The organism is Tatumella ptyseos (assembly GCF_030552895.1).
GTDB lineage: Bacteria > Pseudomonadota > Gammaproteobacteria > Enterobacterales > Enterobacteriaceae > Rosenbergiella > Rosenbergiella ptyseos_A.
The window spans coordinates 1,523,275-1,546,384 of record NZ_CP130649.1 but is presented as its reverse complement, the minus strand read 5'-3'; the positions used below and the strand labels follow the sequence as shown (position 1 = coordinate 1,546,384).

Sequence of the window (23,110 nt, the reverse complement as noted above, 5' to 3'; positions counted from 1 at the left end):
TCTACGCCCCAAGTCAATTGTTGAGACTTGGGGCGGTTTTACTACTCTGCTTCGTCTTCGTCTTCCCAACCAAAACGTTCAACGAGGAACTGGGTCGCGGACTCAACCCCTGCCGCTGATATCGTATGTACCAGTTCCGGCTCAATGATTGTTTGGCAAGAAAAACCGAGCTGGCGTAAGGCTGCCTGAGCATTTAGTGCCTCTTGCGCGGGAACAACTTCATCGGCTTCACCGTGGATTAACAAGACTTCAGCAGTGGTCGCAGGGACCTGTGAAGGCGTTTCAATTAGCCTCCCTGAAAAGCCTACCACACCGATAACGTTATAGTTGCTGCGCAGTAGGATATCGAGTGCAATCATTGTACCCTGTGAAAAACCAACCAACACAATCTGATCTTCAGTCGCCTCGATATCATGTTGTTGCAATATTTTGCTAAGAATTTCATCAACGGCCTGGCGTGCAGCATTCAATCGTTGTTGGCGATTCTGCGGAGTAATATTGGCTAAGCTAAACCACTGATACCCTATTCCAGCTTCACACGGTTCTGGGGCATTAGGTGAGGCATAGCGTAAGTCAGGTAGTGAGTTCGCCCAGAATTCTCCAAGCCCTTTCAGATCGTTACCATCACTACCGTAACCGTGTAATAAAATGACTAATTTCTTCATTCAAACCCTTCATTAAGATTGCGAGATCACGGCACGAGCCGCCTGGCGACTCTCTTCTGCGCTCAGTAGACGCAGGTGACCTTGTTGCATTTCGTAGACGCGATCGGCGACATCAAAATAGTCATCGTCGTGACTGATAATTAATAGTGTTTTCCCCAGTTTTTTCAACCACGGGAGTAACTCGCGATAAAAATAGCGCCTAAACTGTGGATCCTGTTCTGCAGCCCACTCGTCCAAGAATAGGATATCGCGTTTCTCCGCCATAGCAAGCAGCAGCGCTACGCGTTTACTTTGCCCTGCCGACAACGACAAGGTATTAAGTTGGTGGTTATCAATACTGATCTTATCCGTTAGCTGTAAGCGCGCCAACCACTCATCGGCTAGCGCATAGTCAGCGTCGCTCGGCTCAATAAACACGGTTTCAAAAAGATAGGGTTTAGTGAAGACCACTGAGAACAGGGACATCAAGTTCTTAGTATCGATTGGTTGACCATCGCAATAAGCCTGGCCTTCGGCTGGGGGATAGAGGCCGGTAAGGAGTAAACTGAGCGTCGACTTTCCTGACCCGTTAGCACCAATAATAAATAGCGTCTCGCCACGTGTCACCGTCATGGACAGTGGCCCTACTTTAAAGCCTTGATCTGGGTATTGCCAGGTTATGCCATCCCACTGCAAACGTTGCCAGCTATCTTGTTTCTCGTGGACCTCGCGCTGCTCTGGCAAAAGCTTCTGTGGTAACACTTCATTGATTTTCTTAAAGGCCAACTCCCCGGATAATAATGTCGGGTAAGCGCCTATTGCTTGTAACAATGGGGTACGCATAAAAAGAATAGTTAACGAGAAGGAGGTAGCCACTGCCATGGATATCCAACCTTGCGTCTCGGCAAGTAAAAATATTACGCCGATTAACCCGAGCATCATGATGTTTGACCAGTTTATTGCCGAGAGATGGTAACTATCTGCCTTAATAATATGTTGTTTATACCCCAAGGCTGCCGCCTGATAGTGGGTATCATAAAAATGTTTCGCCCGAGCAGGATTTAATGCCAGCTCTTTTCTGCCATGAATCACGACTTGGAAAGTCGATTGTAAGTCACTCTCATAACCTCTGACTTTCGCAATATGCTGATAAACCTTGCTCACCATTTTATAGCCGAGAGTAAAGGTAACGGCTAACCAGCCTATCGTGATCAATAAAACAGGAATAGAAAGATAGCCGAGATAGCCAATCGCCACGAGAGCGAGCACGACTCCTTGGATCAGCTCAGGTAATCGAACAAAAGCTAACGTAATATTTCGAATATCAGGCCCTAACAATGCCAGCAGCTCACCCTCTCCTTTGGCTTCAAGCGTGGCAATTGGCGTATTCATCATCTGCCAAATCATTGCCGAACGTTTACGCCAAATAAAATGGTGGCCGAGCGTCGTCAGGCCCCACTGAGCGCCAAGCGTAGTGGCTAATAATAAAATGAGTAAGCCCAACATTTTACTTATTCCAAGTGCGAGGGAGTGTTCGGCTAAAAGTCCATGATTAATCCAAGATATGATCCCGATGCCTAATCCCGCGCTGAATAGATTGAGAAAAATAATCGCGATAAAGGCCAGTTTATGCTGGCGCAGAATGGTTTTCAGTAGTTGCATAATTGACTTAGGTTAGCTCTCGGGAGTTAACTCCCGAGAGATCGTTGATTTAAAAATCGAGGCTCATAGAGAGTTTATAAGTACGGGGATCACCCTGTGTTAAATAGCCATTATTGCTGCCAACGGTGTCCCAATATTTTTCGTTCGTGACGTTTTCGACCCCAGCACGCCAAGTAATAGCGCTGACGGTTGCCGACTTAATCGGCATTTGGTACTGCACGCCCATATCAAGACGGGTCCAACTTGGGATACGTAATGTGTTCGAACTATTGACATATTGTCGGCTGGTATGAAGTAAATTGGCCTGCACCATTAACCCTTCTACACGTGGAATATCCCACTCGGTACCCAAGGTCCATTGATTGCGCGGCACCCCAACGGCATCATTACCATCGTAGCTCACCCAACGCTTATTCTCATAGCCATTGGCGTTAGACATTTTTGGACGCAGCCAAGTCGAGCCCGCATTTATCCGCCAACCTAAGACTGGTTCACCAAAGACATTGACCTCTACGCCTTGATTCCGCTGCTCTCCGGCAAGACGGTAAACATTATCACTCCCCGTCAAGCCAACCTGACGACGCATATCGAATAACGCAATATTACCGCCGAAACGACCTTTTTCGACTTTGACACCCACTTCGTTCTGGCGAGTCCGGCCGAGTCCAACAATATAACCCGAGTTAGCCGTCGTTGACGGCGCAGTCCCTGAGGCCTGTAACCCTTCAATGTGGTTGGCGTAAAGCGATAACCAATCCGTCGCTTTGAAGACCACGCCATACACCGGAGACCAACGATGGGCTTTTAGCGCGGCGTTCTTATCTTCGACACCTAAATAGCTGTAGTTTCTGACATCAATATGCTGATAGCGCGCCCCAGCCGTGACCAAAATTCGATCGCGCCAAAAACCTAACGTGTCGGACAGGGCGATACCATTATTGACATTTTTACTACGGATATGGGGATTCGCCATATTTCCACCCGTCAAAAATGTGGCCGGAGAGGATTGCGGGCGCGGATCATAAATAGTGCCGAAGTCTTGCGCTCTAGACATAGTGTATGCACTAGCACTACGATTATAAATCCCCGAATAATTCATATTCAGTTGATGGCTAATAGGCCCAGTGTTGACTTTACCACGCAGTCCAACCATTCCGCTCGTGGTATCTGACTTATAGTGGGTGGTTAAACGGGTCACGGTTGAGTGGCCAGCGGTATCACTCACCAGCGGCGCGCCACTTGCCGACCATTCATTGTTATGACTGCTGCCAATGGCACTGTAAGCGACCCATTGATCGTTAAGGTGATAGTCGTTTTTCATCATCACATAGCGACTTTCAAGATCGGCGTAATTCCACGCAGAGCTATAATTGGTACGGTTATCGGGGACACTTGGTACACTAGGCAGGGTAATCACACTATTCACTGCATTGAGCCGAATCCCCACACGGCCATGGTGAATGGTGGATTTAACATAGCCCAAATCTAATGAACTCTCTAACTTTTCGCCATGATAGTCCAGCCCTAGGAAAGCGCCGGTAGTACGATCACGCTCTTTATGAATTTGGGTTTCGCCCTCACGATGCACAACATTGGCCCTCACCCCAAATTGCTCGTTGTCACCGAAACGACGTCCGACGTCGGCACTTACCCCGGCTTGACCTCGCCCAGTATAATCGACACTAACTCGCTGGGTCGGTTGTGAGTCAGCACGTTTGGGTTCAATATTTACGTTTCCACCCACGCCACTTCCCGCAGCAGGTACACCATTGAGGAAGGCGCTAGAGCCTTTAATTACCTCAACACGCTCGACCGCTTCAAGGGGTAAAATTTGACGAGGCAAAATACCATAGAGACCACCCAGTGCAATGTCGTCGGCTGATAGATCGAAGCCTCGAATACGAAAACCCTGCGAGAAGTTGCCATAACCTCTCACGTTCTGAACTGAGGCATCATTCTTCATCACATCGGCGAGATTTCTCGCTTGTTGATGTTCAATTAATTTCGAGGTGTAACCCACGACATTAAAGGGAACATCAAGCGCTTTCTGTTCGCCTAATGCACCCAATCGTCCACCATTAGCAATATTACCATCAAGGAACGCTGGAATAAGATGCTGGCCATTCGCATTATCTGTGGCCGCTGGCGTGGCAGTAACCACCAACGTCTCAGGGGAAGTGGCCGCTTGTACCATGAAAGTTATAGGCAAGAGACTTAAAGAAATTGCCTGAGCAAGGCGATGTTGAGGATAGGTCGGTAACCACTGAGGCATTAGGAGTCCAATTTTCATAGAGTTAGTGTTAGCATGTACATGGTTGCTTACAAAATTCCGACAATAGTAATGCAAATATCTCTCATTTGCATTACTATTGATCAATTTCCTGATGTACGAGCGAGAGAATGTCTAGAGCAGCCCCTATTGCCAAGGCACTGCCAACTGAGTATCCCCTAGCCACTCTTCGTTATGGGGAGAACTTTCGTGCCATATTGCCACAGGAGTGGAATTCCTACCGATCACCACAACAACTGGCATGGCTTTCCAAATGGTCTCAATGGTTTTTCGCCGGCTCACTATTGTCTTGGGGCGAACAATTACTGGTGGAACAGCGTGTATATCCTCTGTGGCAATGGACAGGTAGCTTCTCGCTTAATCACCAAGGATTCCCCGAACAGATATCGGTCAGTCATCTTTCTCTCTTCGCCCAGAGCGAAGTCGCCCAACAACAAGCCCTTACTCAGCTTATCACAGGCTTTATCTCGCCAGTCTGTACGACCCTTGCGGGTGTGTCGGGCCATCCTTTAGCGTTATTTTGGAGTAACGCGGCCGTGCGTTTGCACCAAAGTATGCGGCGAGCGGCACAGAAAAAGGTTTCTACACAGCTGTTACAAGACTTATTCGCGGCGACGCACTTAGAAAATGGCGAGCGAAATCGTCTCTATCAACCATTCATTATGCTTGACCAGGCTGATAAGCCCGCGATAATGCAGCGACGCCACTGTTGTATGCGCTTTCATTTGGATAATGAGTTGTGTCATTCCTGCCCACTTGATCGCTGCCCCACTTCAAAACTTTAATGGAAAGATTGTGAACAATGTAAGACCTAGCGCGTCGGTACCGCTGTTTGAGCTGCGTGACGCGGCAGTGCAGATCGCGGGGCGTCAAATTTTGCAGCCTGTAACCCATACTTTCACCCCCAGCCGAGTGACGGGACTGATTGGCCACAATGGGTCAGGTAAGTCGACTCTACTGAATTTACTGAGCCGTCAAAATACCCATCACACAGGTGAAATTCTCTGGCAGAAAAAGCCTGTAGCGAGTTGGCCATCCCGTGAATTTGCCCGCCATGTGGCGTATTTACCGCAGCAATTACCGCCGGCTGAAGGTATGACCGTCAGAGAATTAGTTACCTTAGGTCGCTACGCTTGGCATGGTGCGCTGAAAAGGGTGAGTGTTGACGATAGGGCATCGGTAGATGAGGCTATTCGTAGTGTCGATTTAGAGTGGGCAAGTAACCACCTTGTTGAGCAACTTTCTGGTGGTGAGCGGCAGCGGGCATGGCTAGCGATGTGCGTGGTCCAAGCGAGTCATTGCTTATTGTTAGATGAACCCACCTCAGCGCTCGATATCGCTCACCAAAAAGAGGTGCTACAGGTTATTCATGACCTGTCCCGTACCCGCAATCTTACGGTAATCATGGTGCTGCATGATATTAATATGGCCGCACGATTTTGCGACGAGTTTGTTGCGCTACGGCAGGGGCAAACCCTATTTAAAGGTGACGCACAAGCCTTGATGACTGCCGAGCAACTTTCCGCGATTTACCATGTTCCAATGGGTGTCACTCACCCTGATCCTCAGTTACCGCCTATTAGCTATGTCAAATAACTCCACTCTTTTCACGCGGCGGCGTTTACTGCAATGCGGCATCGGCCTTAGCTTAGCCGCAAGCCTCTCCCCTACACTGCGCGCGGCGACTCCGCGACAACCGCGAATTGCCGCGCTGGATTGGACTGCCGTCGAGCTTATCGATGGAGTAGGTTTGCAGCCCTACGCGGTCAGTGATATCCCTAACTATCGCCAATGGGTTGTGACACCGTCACTTCCTGCAGCAACGATAGAGCTTGGACTGCGTAATGAGCCGAATATGGAGCTTTTAGCTCAGCTGCGCCCAGACATCATGATTCTGCCCTATTATTCCGCTTTACCGGAAGCAACGTTAAAACAATTCGGCGAGGTAATTCGCTATCCCTTTACATTGCCCGGCAAGAAAATTCTTAGTGTTGCGCACGATAATTTGCTACAGCTTGGTCAGCACCTCGATCGTGAAGCCTTTGCGAAGCGTACGTTGGCGCATTGGCAGGAGAAGATGACACTTGCGCACCAGCTGCTAGAACCTCATCAAGGAAAGCGCATTTTACTTTATAGTTTTCTGAGTCCACGCCAAGTATTAGTAATGTCACCGACTAGTCTATTTGGTGAAGTATTAAATGACTTAGGGCTTCAGTGTGCATGGCAAGGTAGTGCAAACATGTGGGGAAGCGCAGTGATAGGGGTCGAACAACTTTACCCCACCAAGACGGATATTGCGATTGAGTTTATGCACGGTGAACGTGGCGCGACTGGTGCTGCCCCCCAATCAGGCCTTTGGCAGAAAATGCCCTTCATGCAACAGCATAATCATTATCAGGTAGAGGGGGCTTGGATGTACGGCGGACTTCAGGCCGCTTTACGCTTTACTGAACAACTTCTTCATTTGTCAGGAAAATGGTATGACTAAACGACGAGTGGGAGTCACATTTACCCTGCTATTTTTAATTACTCTCCTGCTTATCGGATGGAACACCCAGCATTTGTTCAGCTCTTCTGCAACCCAACCAGGGATGGCGGCACTGCTTTGGTCTCAAAGCTATTTGCCACGGATAACGGTCGCTTTATTAGCGGGTGCAGCATTAGGGCTTTGTGGGCTGTTAGCGCAACTGGTGTTGAAAAACCCACTGGCTGAGCCTGCTACTTTAGGTATTGCTTCCGGTGCTCAATTGGGTACCACGCTCGCCTTATTTGCAGGATTATCCCCTTGGATGAGTCAAAGTTTCGCGCTAACCGGCGGGTTTCTCACTACAGCCATCATCTACGCGTTAAGCCGCCACCGCGGCATGTCACCCTTGACCCTACTCTTGACAGGAATGGTGATCGGGCTTTTTTGTTCTGCTTTACAGAATGGACTGGTTTTATTCCATCATGAACAAATGCAATCACTCTTTATCTGGAATAGTGGTAATTTAGCGCAAAATGATTGGTCGGTCGTCAATCAATTGCTCCCCGTTTTACTGCTTGTTGCGTTATTGACCTTTGTCAGCGCACGCGCCCTCACCTTACTTAAATTATCTGATGAAGTGGTAGATAGTTTAGGCGGTAATAGCCGGCTATATAGATTATTCGCACTTGCCATCATGGCGTTATTAGCCGCCTGGACGGTTAGCCTGGTCGGCTTAATGAGTTTTATTGGCCTATTTGCTCCGCAGATAACCCGCCTCTTTCCACGTTTATCCTTGAGAAAGAGTATGCTGCTAGGAATGGGTTTTGGTGCAGGGCTCTTGTTATTTTGTGATCAATTAGCGTTAGCTGCCGAGGCATTTAACTGGCAAATCAGTGCAGGAAATATTACCGCAATTATCGGTATACCGGTGATGTTGTTCATTATAATTAAAGCGCGTTTTCCGCATCCGCCAGCTTTGGGCAACTCTGCTGTGAAAGCCCTTCGACTCGCCAAGAGTATTAAGGGGTTACTGATTATCACGACGCTAGGACTCTTCTTTTTAGCATTTACCCTGACGCATACGCCACAAAGCTGGCAAATAACGTTAAGTGATCCCTTTAATTTACGCTGGCCTCGGGCGTTAATGGCCCTAGGCTGTGGCGGCTTACTCGCTAGCGCTGGGGTCATTTTACAACGTTTAACCAGTAATCCTCTGGCAAGTCCTGAAGTATTAGGCATAAACAGCGGTGCGGCCTGCGCTGTAGTGTTACTGTTAGTGCTGATGCCCAATGCAAGTGGTCTGTTACTATTCCCTGTCGCCGCACTGGGAGCGGTGATAAGTTTAGTGGTAATCATTTTATTTGCCCTGAACGCCAGTGATCAGACCTCAAAAATTCTACTAGTAGGAACGGCATTGGGCGCATTTTCCCTGGCATTAATTACGCTGTTTCTCGCTTCAGGCGCACCGAATAGTAGTGTCATTATTAGCTGGTTATCGGGTTCTACTTGGGGTGCGACGCCACAGAAAGCCCTGGCTGCTCTCGGTGCTTTACTCCTCAGCCTACCGATTAGTTTACTTTTCACGCGTTGGTTAACCTTATTACCCTTGGGCAAAACCGTGGCGTCATCACGAGGTTTATCACTGCGTTGGAGTACCACGTTATTAATTATATGGTGTGCAGCGTTGAGCGCAGGGGCAACACTGCTACTGGGCCCAATGAGCTTTGTAGGCCTACTCGCCCCACAAGCGGCTCGGCATTTAGGAATTTATCGTTTTGGGCATTCTCTTAGTATCAGCGTTATCTGCGGCGCATTATTGATGCTAGCCGCAGATTTTATAGGTCGGATGGTGATGTGGCCTTTTCAAATTCCTGCGGGTATTGTCGCCGTTATTTTGGGTGCCCCTGGATTATTATGGCTACTGTATCGTCGGCGTTAAACATAAAGGCTAGCCCGGTTAGGGCTAGCGTGGAAGTTAAAAGGTGACGGTAGTTTTTAGACCCATAACCCATGCATCAGGGGTATCGCTCACCGCACCGGGATTATGCCAATATTGTAAGCTTGGCTGTAATTGGAACCAAGGCGTCACTTGGAAACGATAGAATAATTCAGTATTCACCGCAGAACTGCCGAGAGGCCAATAGCCTTCGATATTCTGCGCAGTGGCTATGTCCTGTTGTTGCTGCTGGTCCCTATTAGCCCAACTCCCTACTTTCACATAACTGACCCCCAGTCCAATCCAATCGTTAGGACGCGCGTCAAACATTCCGCGGTAGCGTGCGGAGACTGAACCTACTACAGGTAGGCGGATTGTTCGCTTATCACCTAGCCCCAAACTGGCCGATACACTCATTCCACGTAAAGGATCGTTGTGATGGCGAGTAACTTGCTGGTTTGCGGCCGCCCATAAGTAATAGGAGTTATGGGTTTTTGCATAGCCATTCGGATCACTGGCTCCCCAATACTGACTCACCCCACGAGCAAGGTGGGTTTGCTCGGAATTCGTCCAGCTCAAGCCCAGCGTATAGATACCGGGTAACTGATTAACCGTTGTTTTCCACTCTGCTTCTATCGGTAAAATCACACCTTTACTGTGTTGCGTGGATACACTCCACGCATGGCCACGGCTTGCAGCTTGAGAGTTTTGTTCCATTAAGGCGACTTTAATTGCCAGTTCTGGCGTGGCTTTCCATTCAACACTGGTTCCCCAGGTATGAACGTTCCAGTTATTCCAAATCATGGAGTAAGCCGACTTTCCGCCGCATAACGAAAGGATTTGGAAATCACAGGGAATAGCTTGATCAAAAACTTGGACTTTGTTCATGAGTCCCACGCGCCAAAAGAGATCTCCATCAAAAAAGGTTCTTCCAGCCGTTAACCAGCCGAGACGAGTGATGGATTGACCGCCCCAACTTTCCTGCGCTAAATCAGTCATTGGCACGGACTTATTTTGTAAGCGTTGTGTTGCTAGGTTTTCATTGTGGTTACGATTGACAATATTTCCCTCGATAACCGCGCCGGGGATACCAGTTAAGGATTCGAGGTGTTGAGTGAAGGTTAAAGCGAACTGATCGATGTAAGCGGTTTTGTGTCGCGAGTCATCACCACCGTGCAAATTACTGGCGGTCTGCGATAAGTAACCTAAATTATAGTTAAATCCATCTTGCGTAAGCCGAGGTCTTAAACCGAGCATATCCCCCAACAAACCTTGTTCTGGAGGCGCTTCAAAACCCAGCACTGTAGGATTGAACGGCGCGGCGGTAACTGAGGCTGAGATCGAAATTCCGGCGACAAATAACCAACCGTATAGCGGTTTTGCTTCCATGCATTTTCTCCAAGTCCATCATGGACTCTCTGTAAAGTGATTCGGGTTTTTCCCACCCGCTTGAATACAACCTGACAAATCTCTTTTATCGAAATGGGTGAACCATAGCAATAAGTAATCACACCTCTCTCTCGTACATTTGATAAAGATCATTTTTGGCTAATGAAAAGTTAGCCAAGCTGCTATACCCTAGTCCTTCAATAAGAAATTTACTGTTTGCTCTGATAATGGCAGCCTCATGACCCCTTGGCAGAAAAATCTAGTTTCACTATGGCTGGGATGTTTCATCACTGGACTCGGTACCAGTCAGTTACTCCCTTTTCTTCCGCTCTATATTTCGCAACTGGGGCACTACACCACAGCGCAGCTCACTCTGTGGTCTGGCGTCGCCTTCAGTATGACTTTTTTAGTCTCAGCAATCGTTTCACCACTCTGGGGGAAATTAGCGGATAAGCGCGGCCGTAAACTGATGCTTATTCGTGCCGCAGTGGGAATGGCTATTGCTATCGTTTGCCAAGGGTTAGCGCAATCTGTGTGGCAGCTGTGTCTGTTTCGCGGCATCATGGGACTAGCTTCTGGTTATATACCTAATGCAATGGCCTTAATTGCTAGCCAAGCACCCAAGGGCCGTAGTGGATTTGCCTTAAGTATGTTATCGACGGCACAAATTAGTGGATTTCTTTGCGGCCCACTACTTGGAGGATACTTAGCGGATCATATTGGTCTGCGACCCGTATTTTTCGTCACAACCGGACTTTTGGTGGTGAGTACTTTTGTTACGCTATTCTTGGTAAAAGAGTCTCCTAGGGATACGCTACCTAAACGCCATGTAACGGGTGCTCAAGGATTTTGGTCGACACTGCCGGCTAAACCATTAATTCTCTGTTTACTCTGCTCCACCCTCGTTGTGCAACTCTGTAATGGTTCTGTCAATCCCATACTGTATCTCTACGTAGAGCATTTAGCCCCTAGTCGCGATAACTTAGCTTTTATGAGTGGATTTATTGCAGCCTTACCCGGGTTTTCTGCATTGATTACTGCACCTTTATGGGGAAGGATCAGTGATAAATATGGCGCTCAATGGGTGATTGTTATCGCTTCATTACTCTTCACCCTATTCTTACTGGCGACCACTTGGGTGGCAACAGTGTGGCAATTTTCTCTCACCAGATTATTGATTGGCTTTGCCGATGGCGCGATGTTTCCTGCGATTCAGTCCTTAATCATAGCCTGTTCCTCTACTGCCGTATCGGGACGCTTATTTGGTTATAATCAATCTTTTATGAACTTAGGGAATGTTTTTGGTCCGATGCTTGGCGCGGTCACTTCATCTTTATTCGGAATGGAATGGGTCTTCACTTTCTCGGCGTTGATAATGCTAATGAATGTTGCCGTATTTTACCAAGTGTTGAGACGTACTCCTATACCGAAGTCATGTGAATAATATTTATAACATTGGCCTAAAAGCAGAAAAATACTTGTTAGGTACCGATTTCAGTAAGTTAATTTTAATTAAAAGCTCAACTATTCTTTATTTTTTTATTGTGAGTATTGCGACGTTTCTCTCAGAATAACACTACATTTAGTAGTGTTATATCACTGATTTGATTAGGATTACTTGGTAAAAATTGTTTAAAGGTTATTAACAATTATAAATAAATTGTTTAAAATCGGTCACACTATTGGTTAGTTTCTTATCAGGGTTAGTTATGCAACACTTCAAAAAATCGGTATTCAGTTTATCGCTGATCGCCGCATCACTCTTTACTCATACCGCACAAGCACGTACCGAAAATACCGATGTTCTACTCATCGGTGGTGGCATTATGAGTGCATCGTTAGGGACCTGGTTACACGAGTTGCAACCAGAATGGAAACAGACGATGGTTGAGCGCTTAGACGGTGTGGCAGAAGAGTCTTCCAATGGCTGGAATAATGCTGGCACGGGCCACTCTGCTAACATGGAGTTGAACTATACGCCGCAACGTGAAGATGGATCGATCGATATAACTAAAGCGATCGAAATCAACGAAGCTTTCATGATCTCCCGCCAGTTTTGGGCGTCTCAAGTACAATTAGGAACCCTGCAACAACCACGCAGCTTCATTAATTCTACGCCACATATGAGTTTTGTGTGGGGCGATAAAAATGTCGACTATTTAACGCGTCGCTATGCAGCACTGCAAAAAAGCCCTCTTTTCCAAGGTATGCAGTTCTCCACCGATCAACAGCAGATTAAGAAGTGGGCGCCATTAATTATCGAGGGGCGTGATCCGGCGCAGAAAGTTGCGGCAACTTGGACCCCGCTCGGTACAGACGTAAACTATGGCGAAATCACGCGTCAATTGGTTCGCACATTACAGAAACAACCTGGCTTTACCCTAGAGCTTTCTACTCAAGTGACCGAGTTTACCCGTGAAGACGATAACTCTTGGTTAGTGACTGTCGAGAACCGTTCCACCGGTGAGAAACACAGCATTCATGCTAAATATGTCTTCATTGGTGCTGGCGGTGCTTCCCTGAAACTCTTACAAAAAACCGGCATCCCAGAAGCTGAAAACTACGGTGGATTCCCAGTAGGGGGATCATTCTTGGTAACCGAAAATCCAGCGATTACTGCTCAGCATACTGCTAAGGTCTACGGCCAAGCATCAGTAGGTGCCCCACCAATGTCTGTTCCTCACTTAGATACCCGTTATTTAGACGGTAAAAAAGTGGTACTTTTCGGACCTTTCGCCACTTTCTCAACCAAATATTTGAAGAACGGCTCCTTGTTAGATCTGTTTAGTGCAACCACTACCCATAATGTCATGCCAATGGCGCATGTTGGCGTGGATAACTTCGACTTAGTGAAATACTTGATCGGTCAAGTTATGTTATCTGATGAAGACCGTTTTAACGCCTTGAAAGAGTATTTCCCAGAAGCAAAACAGTCTGATTGGAAACTATGGCAAGCGGGTCAACGCGTGCAAATTGTCAAAAAAGATGCTGAGAAAGGCGGTGTCTTGAAACTCGGTACTGAGATTGTCACCGACCAACAGAAGACCATTGCTGCGCTGCTGGGTGCATCACCGGGGGCCTCTACTGCGGCACCTATCATGCTAAATGTGATCGAGAAACTGTTCCCGCAACAGGTCAAAACACCGCAATGGCAAGCGCGTATCAAACAAGTGGTACCGAGTTACGGTCAGAAACTCAATAACGATCCAGCTTTAGCGCAACAAGTCTGGGACCACACTGCTGAAGTATTACAGTTAACCCCTCCTCCGCGTATTCAGATGTCTACGCCAACAAGTACTCCGGCTCCTGCCTCGACGACGTCTACCCCGAATCGAGATATGGCGCTGTAAACCACAACTCCCTTCAGCCTAACAGCTGAAGGGAGTATCGTTATTCTATAGACTGCGTCAATTGTTGACGACGACGTAAACTTGGAAATAGCTTCATCCAAACCGCGACAACGATCAAGGTTCCCACTCCCCCCACGACTGCTGCCGGAACCGTCCCTAACATGCTCGCCAGCACACCTGTCTCAAATTCGCCGAATTGATTGGATGTATTGATAAAGATTGAATTGACAGCGTTGACTCTGCCGCGCATAGCATCGGGTGTATCCAGTTGAACCATCGCCCCTCTTATCACCATGCTCACCATATCGAAACCACCGAGTGCCACCAGTGCTATCAACGATAAAATAATAGTGTGAGATAGCGCGAAGACAAGCGTCGCAACCCCGAAACCGGCAACACAACCAAACATGATTAACCCAGTATGGCGGGTAAATACGCGACGGCTGACCCAGATGCCGGTCAATAAAGCTCCCACAGAGGGTGCTGCGCGCAGCGCCCCGAGTCCCCAAGGGCCGGTATGCAAAATATCTTGTGCGAAAATCGGTAATAATGCCGTGACACCACCGAGTAACACCGCGAAAAGATCTAACGAAATCACGCCCAAAACATCTTTCCGCTCAAAGATAAAATGTAATCCAGCAAAGAGATTTTTCATCGTCATGGGCAGACGTGTTAAGGCAACAGGAACATAGCGGACGGTCGCAATCATTACCAAGGCAATTAAATAAGCCAACGCAGCGACCCCGTATGCGGCTTGTGGTGAATAGACATATAGAAGGCCCCCAATCATGGGTCCTGCAATGACCATCGCCTCACGAAAAACTTGGTTAGTCGCCATGGCTTTTGAGAGTAGTTCAGGCGGTAACAGCGCAGGTAATAACGAAGTATTGGCTGGACCTTCCACTGCTTTCGCAATGGAGAATAGCGCTACTAAACCTAATAGCGCTGGGGTAGAGAGCCAAGACATCAACGGTAATACAATGAGCCCCACTACTGCGAAACACTCGACCACTTGCCCAACAACAATCAATGTTTTGCGATTATATTGATCGGCAAGATGACCTGCCGGTAGCGCTAATAACACCGAGGGTAAAAATTGCATTAGACCAATCATCCCCAACATAAAGGCGCTGTGGGTGATGGCATAGATTTGCCAACTGACAGCCAAGGAAACGATTTGAAAACTCAGCGATGAACAGGTTTGTGCGATCAGGTAATGCCGAAAGCCGCTGTGACTAAATGGGGAGGATTGGGAGGCTGCAGGATTCAAGAATTAGCTCCAAGCTAAGCGTACTGATAATAAGGATGCTTAGCATATCACGAACTTTGCCTTACCATTGATAACACTTATCGCAGTGAAAGGTGAAATAAAATGTCTTGTCGGCGGATTTTTGTCTACGCTTAAAGTGAGCAATGTAAAAAATAAAAAATCATGAGGGTAGTGATGAGCGATCAAAAAAGAAACATAACAACCACCGATGCTGGAATTCCCGTTGCAAGTGACGAACACTCTTTAACTGTTGGCCCTGATGGTCCAATTGTTTTGCACGACCATTATCTTATCGAGCAAATGGCGAATTTTAACCGTGAGCGGATTCCAGAGCGTCAGCCCCATGCCAAGGGTAGCGGCGCGTTTGGCCATTTCGAAGTTACAGAAGATGTAAGTCAATACACTAAAGCTGCCCTCTTCCAACCTGGCGTTAAAACTGACGTACTTATGCGTTTTTCAACGGTAGCAGGTGAACGCGGTAGCCCAGACACTTGGCGTGATCCACGGGGTTTTTCGATCAAGTTTTACACCACCGAAGGGAACTACGATATGGTCGGCAACAATACGCCGGTCTTTTTCGTACGTGACCCGATGAAATTCCAGCATTTTATTCGTTCGCAAAAGCGTCGCGCCGATAACAATCTACGCGATAATGATATGCAATGGGACTTCTGGACCTTATCCCCTGAATCCGCTCACCAAGTCACGTGGCTAATGAGCGACCGCGGCATTCCGAAAAGCTGGCGCCATATGAATGGCTACTCTAGCCACACTTATATGTGGGTCAACGCTGAAGGCGAGAAGTTCTGGGTGAAATATCACTTCAAAACGGATCAAGGGGTCGAATGCCTGACTCAAGATGAAGCCGATAAGTTAGCCGGAGCAGATGGCGACTTCCATGTTCGTGACCTGTATAACGCGATTTCCGAGGGCAACAACCCCAGCTGGACGCTGTATATGCAAATTATGCCGTTCGCTGATGCTGATGATTATCGCTTTAACCCATTCGACTTAACCAAAGTATGGCCGCATAAAGATTATCCGCTGATCAAGGTAGGTAAACTTACTTTAAATCAGAATCCTACCGACAACCATGCACAGATCGAACAGGCCGCGTTCGAACCCAATAACTTAGTGCCCGGTATTGGCCTCAGCCCAGATAAAATGCTGATGGGTCGTATCTTTGCCTATGCCGATGCTCACCGTGCGCGGTTAGGCGTAAATTACAAGCAAATTCCGGTTAACAGCCCGCGTTGTCCGGTTAATAGCTACAGTAAAGACGGTGCGATGCGTATGCAACCGGTAAGTGACCCGGTCTATGCCCCGAACAGTAAAGGTGGCCCGGCTGCGGACGGGGAGCGTTACCCTACCGACTCCACCTGGTCTGCACAGGGTGAACAACTCCGTGCGCCCTACTCTTTACATGCAGAAGATGACGATTATGGGCAAGCGAACGCTCTGGTTAACCAAGTACTGGACGATGCCGGCCGTGATCGTTTAGTGAATAATGTTGCAGGTCATTTGCTTAATGGTGTGAAAGAGCCGGTGCTCTCTCGTGCCTTCAACTACTGGCGCGCCATCGACCAAACTATTGGTGACCGTATCGCCGATAAGGTGAAGTCCTCTCAATAGTTGAGATAACGCCCCGCACAGCGGGGCTTTTTTTACAAAGATCCTTTTTCTACCCTGTAGAAACTTAACTGCCCTTGAGCAATATTTTTTCTAACGCCTCTTTGGCACGTTGTGCAACGTCTAAGCAATTCTGCTCAGCAGCGTGATCATTAAATACTTCTAACCCAATCGGACCCGAATAGCCAAGTTCATCTAGGTAGACGACTAATTCCGTTAACGGGAAGTTACCCTCACCCGGCAACATGCGCTGATGCCGCGCGATCTGTTTAAGCTTATTAGTGTCTTGCGGCATCTCAATGTCGGATAACTGAACCAAGAAGATTTTCTTCACCGGAATGTCTTTCAGGTCTTGAAGTGTCCTGCGCAAGGCAAAGATATGGAAGGCGTCAATAACTAATCCGAGATTCTCCTCATCAACCTGCTGAATAATCTGCCAAGCTTTATCACACTGGTCAATCTCGGTACTCCATGACATTGCTTCATATGCTACCCGTAACCCCCGCTCACTCGCTTGCTGGCAGAGCCACTTAATATCCTTAATAATATTTTGCTTGTCACACTCTGCAGTATTCGCCGCCACCAAAATCATCGGGCTCCCTATCGCGTGTGCCGTCGCTAACATGGTCAAGGCTTCACGGCGTTTCTCATCACGCTTGTTACCTACGGCCCCATCGAAGTCTATTAATACCTGATAATCAGTAGGTGTAAGCGATAAGGCATCTAGCTGTTGTTGCGTTTCAGCTACCGCTTTTTCAGCATCTTGTTGCCATACTTCAACCCCATCAAATCCAGCTTTTGCAATAGCATTAAGTTTCTGCGTAAAAGTCCCCCCGAGCAGAACGGTGTTCAGAAAACGCGGATTGGATCTCATGAATGACATGTCTCTCTCCTTTCAATAACGTGTCATAATTATAGACCTTAGGCGTGGCTTAAGATTATCTTAAGGTCAATCAGCGATAATCCAGCTTTCGATGATAAGTCCGGATTTCAGCTATGAAGAGTTGGTTCACCACACGCTTAACGCACCCCGTAATCAATGCGTTGACGGCAGCTGCCATCACGTTGTGTTTAAATATTCCTTATTTCGAACAGGCTTATCGGCTTGTTCACCCAACTAACAGTCATACCTGGCTTTTCTTGCTAAGCATGCCCTGGGTCTCCTTTTTTGTATTATTTAGCCTATTAATGTTGGCCGAAGTGGTTTGGCTGGCTTTTCCTATCGCGGTACTGTTTATCTTGCTCGCGAGTAGCGCCCAATATTTTATGAGTAGTTACAGAATTATTGTCGATAGATCGATGGTCGCAAATATGGCGAATACCACCGCGGCAGAGAGTTTCGCGTTGGTAACGCCGCAGATGGTTGGCTATTTTATTGTGACCGCCATTATCCCAATTATCGTATTGTTCATCGTACGGCGTTTGACACGCCAACCGTTTCTGCGGCGCATCAGCTGGGCATTAATCGCATTGTTAGTCTCCGCAGCCGGAACCTATTTAATTTCAAACAGTTTCTATAAAGATTATGCTTCGCTGTTTCGTAATAATCGCGAATTGATTACCTATCTAAGCCCATCAAATGGTATCGCGGCAGCGTTATCTTGGTATAAACACGAGCGGACGGCGAATCTCCCTTTAATCCGTTTTGGGGAAGACGCTCACCAACTCTCTACCCACTTAACAGGTAAGCCGACGTTAACCATACTCATAGTGGGCGAGACAACGCGTGCGCAAGATGTTGGACTTGCGGGATATTCACGGCAAACAACGCCTCTTTTAGCTAAAGATAAAGTGATTTATTACCCAAACACTATGTCTTGTGGTACGTCGACTGCCGTGTCAGTGCCCTGTATGTTTTCGGGAATGGGCCACGACCACTATAATGATGAACTCGCAAATCATCGTGAGGGACTGCTGGATATTGTACAGCGTGCTGGCATCAACGTGCTATGGCGTGAAAACGATGGCGGCTGTAAGGGCGCTTGTATCAGAGTTCCAACCGAAGAGATGACCTCGCAGAATCTACCTGGTATGTGTATCGATGGCGAATGTTATGACCAACTGCTGTTTCATAACTTACAGAGTTATATTGATAAACAAAACGGTAATACGTTAATCGTGTTGCATACTATTGGTAGCCACGGACCAACCTATAATCACCGCTACCCAGATTCCTTTAAATATTATACTCCGACCTGTGATACTAATGAGGTACAACACTGTTCTACCGCACAGCTGGTGAATACCTACGACAATACTATTCGTTACATGGATGCGATGGTTGATCAAGGTATTCATCTTCTCCAAGCAAATTCACAACGTTTTACCACTAATTTAGTCTATTTATCAGATCATGGCGAATCGTTGGGCGAAGATGGCGTTTATTTGCATGGACTGCCTTACATGATTGCACCGATTCAGCAGAAACATGTGCCATTATTAATTTGGCTTTCCCCAGACTATCAGCAACGTTATGCTGTCGATCAGAAATGTATGGTTGATCAGGCTAAACTTATGCAAACCTCACAAGATAATTTGTTCCCGACAATTTTAGGGTTGTTTGGTGTCCAAACCCAGGAATACCAACCCCAACTCGATTTACTTACCCACTGTCGAGGTAAAGCGTGAGAGTCTTAATCATCGAAGATGATCCCCTGCTCCAGCAGGGGATGTTACTGGCCATGCAAAGCGAAAACTACCTGTGCGATGCCGTAAATGGCATAAAGGGTGCCGAACAATTTTTGGAGACATCATCTTACAGTTTACTCCTACTGGATCTTGGGCTTCCGGATGGGGATGGCTTAACCTTTTTGAAGCGTTTACGAAGACAAAAAAATACACTTCCCACTATCATCCTGACCGCTCGAGATACCTTAGAAGATCGTATTGTGGGGCTGGATAGTGGCGCTGATGATTACCTTATCAAACCCTTCGCACTGGAAGAACTGTTGGCACGGAGTCGAGCATTAATCCGTCGTTTTCATCAACAATCGGATAATCGACTTGAAGTCGATGATCTCACTATTGATATAGGTCATAGGCAAGCTTTTCTAGCGGAACAACTACTCGAATTAACCCCGAAAGAATATGCCATTTTATTGCGGTTGATGCTGAAGGTGAATCAACCTGTCCATCGCGATGTGCTTTATAGTGATATTTACAGCTGGGATAACGAACCCTCTACTAATTCTCTTGAAGTCCATATCCATAATTTACGGGATAAAATTGGCAAACAGCGTATTCAAACCCTACGAGGTTTTGGGTATTCCATAAGGACACAGGAGATATTGTGAAATCCTTCACCCCGACTACCTTACGTTGGAAACTTATGCTGACGGTGGGGTCAATCATCGTGATTTGCCAGGTGGTTAGCATACTCTGGCTGTGGCACGAAAGCCGTGAACAAGTGACAATCTTGGTGCAAAGTGCTATCAATCATCACGACCGTCATCGCCACTATGAGAAAGAGGTGCATGAAGCGGTGGCAAGTCTAGCCGTCCCCTCGCTACTGATTATCATTGCTTGCTTACTACTCTGTTTCAATGCCATCAGACGAGTCACCAAACCCTTAGCCGATTTAAGTAATGCGTTAACTCAGCGTTCGGAAGAAAATCTCGAACCGCTCTCCGCAATCAGTGAGTATACTGAGATTAGCGCCGTCGTTGAGGCCATCAATACTATGATGGCAAGACTGACCGTTACCTTAGAACGAGAAAGACTTTTCACCGCTGACGTAGCTCACGAACTGCGCACTCCCCTGGCCGGGCTACGATTGCATCTGCAATTGATCGAGAAGAAGCATCAACTCAACTTAGAAGATTTGCTGTTGCGATTAGATCAAATGACCGAAAGTGTTGCTCAATTACTTAAACTGGCTCGGGTTGGCCAGTCTTTTGCCGCCGGCAGCTATCAGTATTTCGATATAGTGGCGGCGGTTATAGTACCTATGTTGCCCGAATTTCAACGCCAATTGGCCCAACGACATCAATCTTTAAAAGTGGAGCTTCCAGATAATACACCTCAAGTGCGGGGAGATATCACCCTGTTGCAGATGGTAATACAAAACCTTATCCAAAATGCTCACCGTTACAGCCCTGAAGCGTCGGTAATTACTTTAAGGGTTACCTCTCAGCAGCAACGTATTGTTATTGAGATTGATGATCAAGGACCCGGTATAGATCTCAACAAGGCAACTGAACTCAATAAAGCTTTTGTCCGAATGGATCGTCGATACGATGGTATCGGCTTGGGGTTGAATATTGTACAGCGTATCTGTCAATTACACCGTAGCCAGTTCAGCCTGACGAATCTAGTCCCTACCGGTTGCCGTGCCAGTGTCGTCATCCCTCAGTAAACGCCACATGTCGAGGGATGAGGCTAAGTTTTATTAGCGTTTTTTTCTCGTCGTAATAGCGCCTCTTTACGGGCGACTCCCCACCGATAACCTGATAGCTGGCCATCGCGTTTGACCACGCGATGACAGGGGATCACAATAGCCAGTCGATTGGCCGCACAAGCTTGCGCAACAGCCCGTACAGATTTAGGGGAACCCAGTTTCTCGGCAATATCGGTATAACTCACCGTTGTACCGAGTGGAATTTCCTGTAACGCTCGCCATACGCGCTCTTGAAAGACGGTACCTTTGATGTCCAGAGGCAAATCCCACGCCGTACTAGGCTGCTCGATAAATCCAATCACTTGTGCCACAAGATGTTCGTAATGCGTATCCCCTCCCATCAAAGTAGCATGAGGGAATTGTTGTTGAAACTCAGTGATTAACGACTCTGGCTCATCCCCTAAACTAATTGCACAAACGCCTTTTTCACTTTGCGCGACCAGTACTGAACCCAGACTACATTGGCCCAAAGCGAAGTAAATGGTCACGCCTGCAGCACCACGTCGATAATGCTTAGCGGACATTCCAAGACGTTGTGAGGCATTTTCATAGAATCGACTGTTTGCGTTAAATCCAGCTTGATAAATTGCCTCACAGACCGATTGCTGCGGCTTATTAAGTTCCTCTCGTAAGCGAGCAGCACGTAAGCCTTCACTGTAGGCTTTCGGCGTTAGTCCCGTTACTGATTTGAAAATACGGTGAAGGTAGCCACCACTCACTGCGCAGTATTTGGCAAGCGTCGAAAGATCCGGTAACTGCTCCGCTGATTCAATAAGAAAACAACTTTTTTTCACGATCCTCAGCCATTTTTCGGGATAAATCTTGGGCGAGGAAAGGACTTCGCTGAGCGTATAGCCGGCCGCTTCTGCTGTCTCACCATCCCTGAAAAATTCAACATTATCCCTCGCGGGTAAAATCAGTATCTGACTGGGGGGGGAATAATAGCCAGTAGAAGGTACCGCGACGACAAAATCGTTATCGGCGGCTAAATCACGAGCTTTCAAGGCTTGCCAGCGTGCGTCATCATCAAGGTAGTGTGATGTATCCATAACAGCTTTACTCTTGGCGAAGATTGATTGAGATAAACGATAGAGGATTGTATGGCTCAATAATATCCGTTTTTTACACCACCCAACTTTTTGGTTAACTATTCACCAATTTTTTTTCTAGGTCGCATTTTTTTAGTGTTCATCTTCCAATGGGATCGGTTCACTGATAATAATATCGCTATATATTATGACTAGGACTGAACGATGCTTAATAAAGACACCCAACTTTGTATTTCTCTTTCCGGCCGTCCCAGTAATATAGGCACCCGTTTTCATAACTATCTTTATCAAAAACTCGATATTGATTTTATCTACAAAGCCTTTTCAACTACCGACATTGAGGCGGCTATCAAAGGTGTTAGGGCGTTAGGTATTCGTGGTTGTTCAGTCTCTATGCCTTTTAAGGAAAGCTGCATCCCCTTTATTGACCATTTAACGGATTCTGCCAAAGCGATCGATTCAGTAAACACCATCGTTAATGATAAAGGTGTACTCACCGCTTACAACACTGACTTTCTGGCGATCCGTCAGTTAATTACCGACCATCTGCCAGACCCTTCACAAACTGTTTTGGTACAAGGTGCTGGCGGGATGGCTAAAGCGGTAGTTGCCGCGTTTCACGATGCCGGATTTACACAGCTCAGTGTTATGGCGCGCAATGAACAGAGTGGTAAAGCGCTCGCGGATAAATATCATTACCGCTATCAGTCGCCGAATGACACGACACCTGCGGATATTATTGTCAACGTCACGCCTATTGGTATGAGTGGTGGTACAGAAAGTGAAACGCTGGCTTTTGCAGAGTCAATCGTTAACGCGGCTGAGACGGTTTTTGATGTGGTTGCTTTTCCCGCACAGACGCCTTTGGTAAAAAAAGGGCAAACACTTGGTAAAAAAGTGTTGAGTGGTGATCAAGTGATCGCACTGCAGGCGTTGGAGCAGTTTGCGCTTTACACGGGGGTCAGACCCAGTGATGCATTAATGCAAGAAGCCTCCGCTTTCTCCCGTCAATAAAAAAACTTATCCCT

18 protein-coding genes are annotated in these 23,110 nt (G+C 47.2%); 11 read left to right on the top strand and 7 right to left on the bottom strand.

Annotated elements, in window-relative coordinates:
* Positions 1-41: 41 nt before the first annotated feature.
* Genes QJR74_RS07265 through QJR74_RS07255 form a run of 3 tightly spaced genes read right to left on the bottom strand, consistent with a single transcriptional unit; the run spans position 42 to position 4,578 of the window.
* Positions 42-665 carry an alpha/beta hydrolase gene (locus QJR74_RS07265; protein ID WP_304373870.1) on the bottom strand — a complete coding sequence of 208 codons (624 nt, stop codon included), beginning with the start codon at positions 663-665 and terminating at the stop codon, positions 42-44.
* Positions 666-677: 12 nt separating this feature from the next.
* Positions 678-2,306 (bottom strand): multidrug ABC transporter permease/ATP-binding protein, encoded by a 1,629-nt coding sequence (locus QJR74_RS07260; RefSeq protein WP_304373869.1) that lies wholly within the window; start codon positions 2,304-2,306, stop codon positions 678-680.
* Between the two features lie 49 nt (positions 2,307-2,355).
* The gene (locus tag QJR74_RS07255; RefSeq protein WP_304373868.1) at positions 2,356-4,578 is read right to left on the bottom strand and encodes a TonB-dependent receptor; all 2,223 of its coding nucleotides are present in this window, start codon (positions 4,576-4,578) and stop codon (positions 2,356-2,358) included.
* Positions 4,579-4,706: 128 nt separating this feature from the next.
* Between QJR74_RS07255 and fhuF the strand changes: the two genes are divergently transcribed.
* Genes fhuF through fhuB form a run of 4 tightly spaced genes read left to right on the top strand, consistent with a single transcriptional unit; the run spans position 4,707 to position 9,002 of the window.
* Positions 4,707-5,381 carry a siderophore-iron reductase FhuF gene (gene fhuF, locus QJR74_RS07250; RefSeq protein ID WP_304373867.1) on the top strand — a complete coding sequence of 225 codons (675 nt, stop codon included), beginning with the start codon at positions 4,707-4,709 and terminating at the stop codon, positions 5,379-5,381.
* Positions 5,382-5,391: 10 nt separating this feature from the next.
* Positions 5,392-6,192: an ATP-binding cassette domain-containing protein gene (locus QJR74_RS07245; protein WP_304373866.1), complete on the top strand. Its 801-nt coding sequence runs from the start codon at positions 5,392-5,394 to the stop codon at positions 6,190-6,192.
* Positions 6,131-7,084, top strand: coding sequence for an ABC transporter substrate-binding protein (locus QJR74_RS07240; protein WP_304373865.1), 954 nt, complete (start codon positions 6,131-6,133; stop codon positions 7,082-7,084). The genes QJR74_RS07245 and QJR74_RS07240 overlap by 62 nt, the downstream gene beginning before the upstream one ends.
* Positions 7,077-9,002, top strand: coding sequence for a Fe(3+)-hydroxamate ABC transporter permease FhuB (fhuB, locus tag QJR74_RS07235; protein ID WP_304373864.1), 1,926 nt, complete (start codon positions 7,077-7,079; stop codon positions 9,000-9,002). Before QJR74_RS07240 ends, fhuB begins: the two co-directional genes overlap by 8 nt.
* A 36-nt stretch (positions 9,003-9,038) precedes the next feature.
* Here fhuB and QJR74_RS07230 read toward each other — a convergent pair whose 3' ends face one another.
* The gene (locus tag QJR74_RS07230) at positions 9,039-10,388 is read right to left on the bottom strand and encodes a carbohydrate porin (RefSeq protein ID WP_304373863.1); all 1,350 of its coding nucleotides are present in this window, start codon (positions 10,386-10,388) and stop codon (positions 9,039-9,041) included.
* Between the two features lie 238 nt (positions 10,389-10,626).
* Between QJR74_RS07230 and QJR74_RS07225 the strand changes: the two genes are divergently transcribed.
* Together QJR74_RS07225 and mqo are read left to right on the top strand one after the other, a co-directional pair.
* Positions 10,627-11,832 carry an MFS transporter gene (locus QJR74_RS07225; RefSeq protein ID WP_304373862.1) on the top strand — a complete coding sequence of 402 codons (1,206 nt, stop codon included), beginning with the start codon at positions 10,627-10,629 and terminating at the stop codon, positions 11,830-11,832.
* Between the two features lie 265 nt (positions 11,833-12,097).
* A complete protein-coding gene (mqo, locus tag QJR74_RS07220) occupies positions 12,098-13,738 on the top strand; it encodes a malate dehydrogenase (quinone) (RefSeq protein ID WP_304373861.1) in 1,641 nt (546 codons plus the stop codon).
* A 40-nt stretch (positions 13,739-13,778) separates the two neighbouring features.
* On the opposite strand, the gene QJR74_RS07215 is transcribed toward mqo, so the two are convergent.
* Positions 13,779-15,008, bottom strand: a complete 1,230-nt coding sequence (locus tag QJR74_RS07215) for an MFS transporter (protein ID WP_304373860.1) — start codon at positions 15,006-15,008, stop codon at positions 13,779-13,781.
* A 174-nt stretch (positions 15,009-15,182) separates the two neighbouring features.
* Here QJR74_RS07215 and QJR74_RS07210 point away from each other — a divergent pair, with 174 nt between their 5' ends.
* On the top strand, positions 15,183-16,640 hold the full coding sequence (locus tag QJR74_RS07210) for a catalase (RefSeq protein ID WP_304373859.1): 1,458 nt from the start codon (positions 15,183-15,185) through the stop codon (positions 16,638-16,640).
* 64 nt (positions 16,641-16,704) lie between these two features.
* On the opposite strand, the gene QJR74_RS07205 is transcribed toward QJR74_RS07210, so the two are convergent.
* Complete coding sequence (locus QJR74_RS07205; RefSeq protein ID WP_304373858.1) at positions 16,705-17,520, bottom strand: sugar phosphate isomerase/epimerase family protein; 816 nt, start codon at positions 17,518-17,520, stop codon at positions 16,705-16,707.
* Positions 17,521-17,633: 113 nt separating this feature from the next.
* Between QJR74_RS07205 and eptA the strand changes: the two genes are divergently transcribed.
* The 3 genes from eptA to pmrB are packed head-to-tail and all read left to right on the top strand — an operon-like array spanning position 17,634 to position 20,991.
* Complete coding sequence (gene eptA / locus QJR74_RS07200; protein ID WP_304373857.1) at positions 17,634-19,265, top strand: phosphoethanolamine transferase EptA; 1,632 nt, start codon at positions 17,634-17,636, stop codon at positions 19,263-19,265.
* Positions 19,262-19,930, top strand: a complete 669-nt coding sequence (gene pmrA / locus QJR74_RS07195) for a two-component system response regulator PmrA (protein WP_304373856.1) — start codon at positions 19,262-19,264, stop codon at positions 19,928-19,930. Before eptA ends, pmrA begins: the two co-directional genes overlap by 4 nt.
* Positions 19,927-20,991, top strand: a complete 1,065-nt coding sequence (pmrB, locus tag QJR74_RS07190) for a two-component system sensor histidine kinase PmrB (protein ID WP_369685587.1) — start codon at positions 19,927-19,929, stop codon at positions 20,989-20,991. Before pmrA ends, pmrB begins: the two co-directional genes overlap by 4 nt.
* Positions 20,992-21,014: 23 nt before the next feature.
* On the opposite strand, the gene ada is transcribed toward pmrB, so the two are convergent.
* Positions 21,015-22,082: a bifunctional DNA-binding transcriptional regulator/O6-methylguanine-DNA methyltransferase Ada gene (gene ada / locus QJR74_RS07185; RefSeq protein ID WP_304373855.1), complete on the bottom strand. Its 1,068-nt coding sequence runs from the start codon at positions 22,080-22,082 to the stop codon at positions 21,015-21,017.
* A 204-nt stretch (positions 22,083-22,286) separates the two neighbouring features.
* On the opposite strand from ada, the gene QJR74_RS07180 reads away from it, so the two are divergent.
* Complete coding sequence (locus QJR74_RS07180; RefSeq protein ID WP_304373854.1) at positions 22,287-23,096, top strand: shikimate 5-dehydrogenase; 810 nt, start codon at positions 22,287-22,289, stop codon at positions 23,094-23,096.
* Positions 23,097-23,110 lie beyond the last annotated feature (14 nt).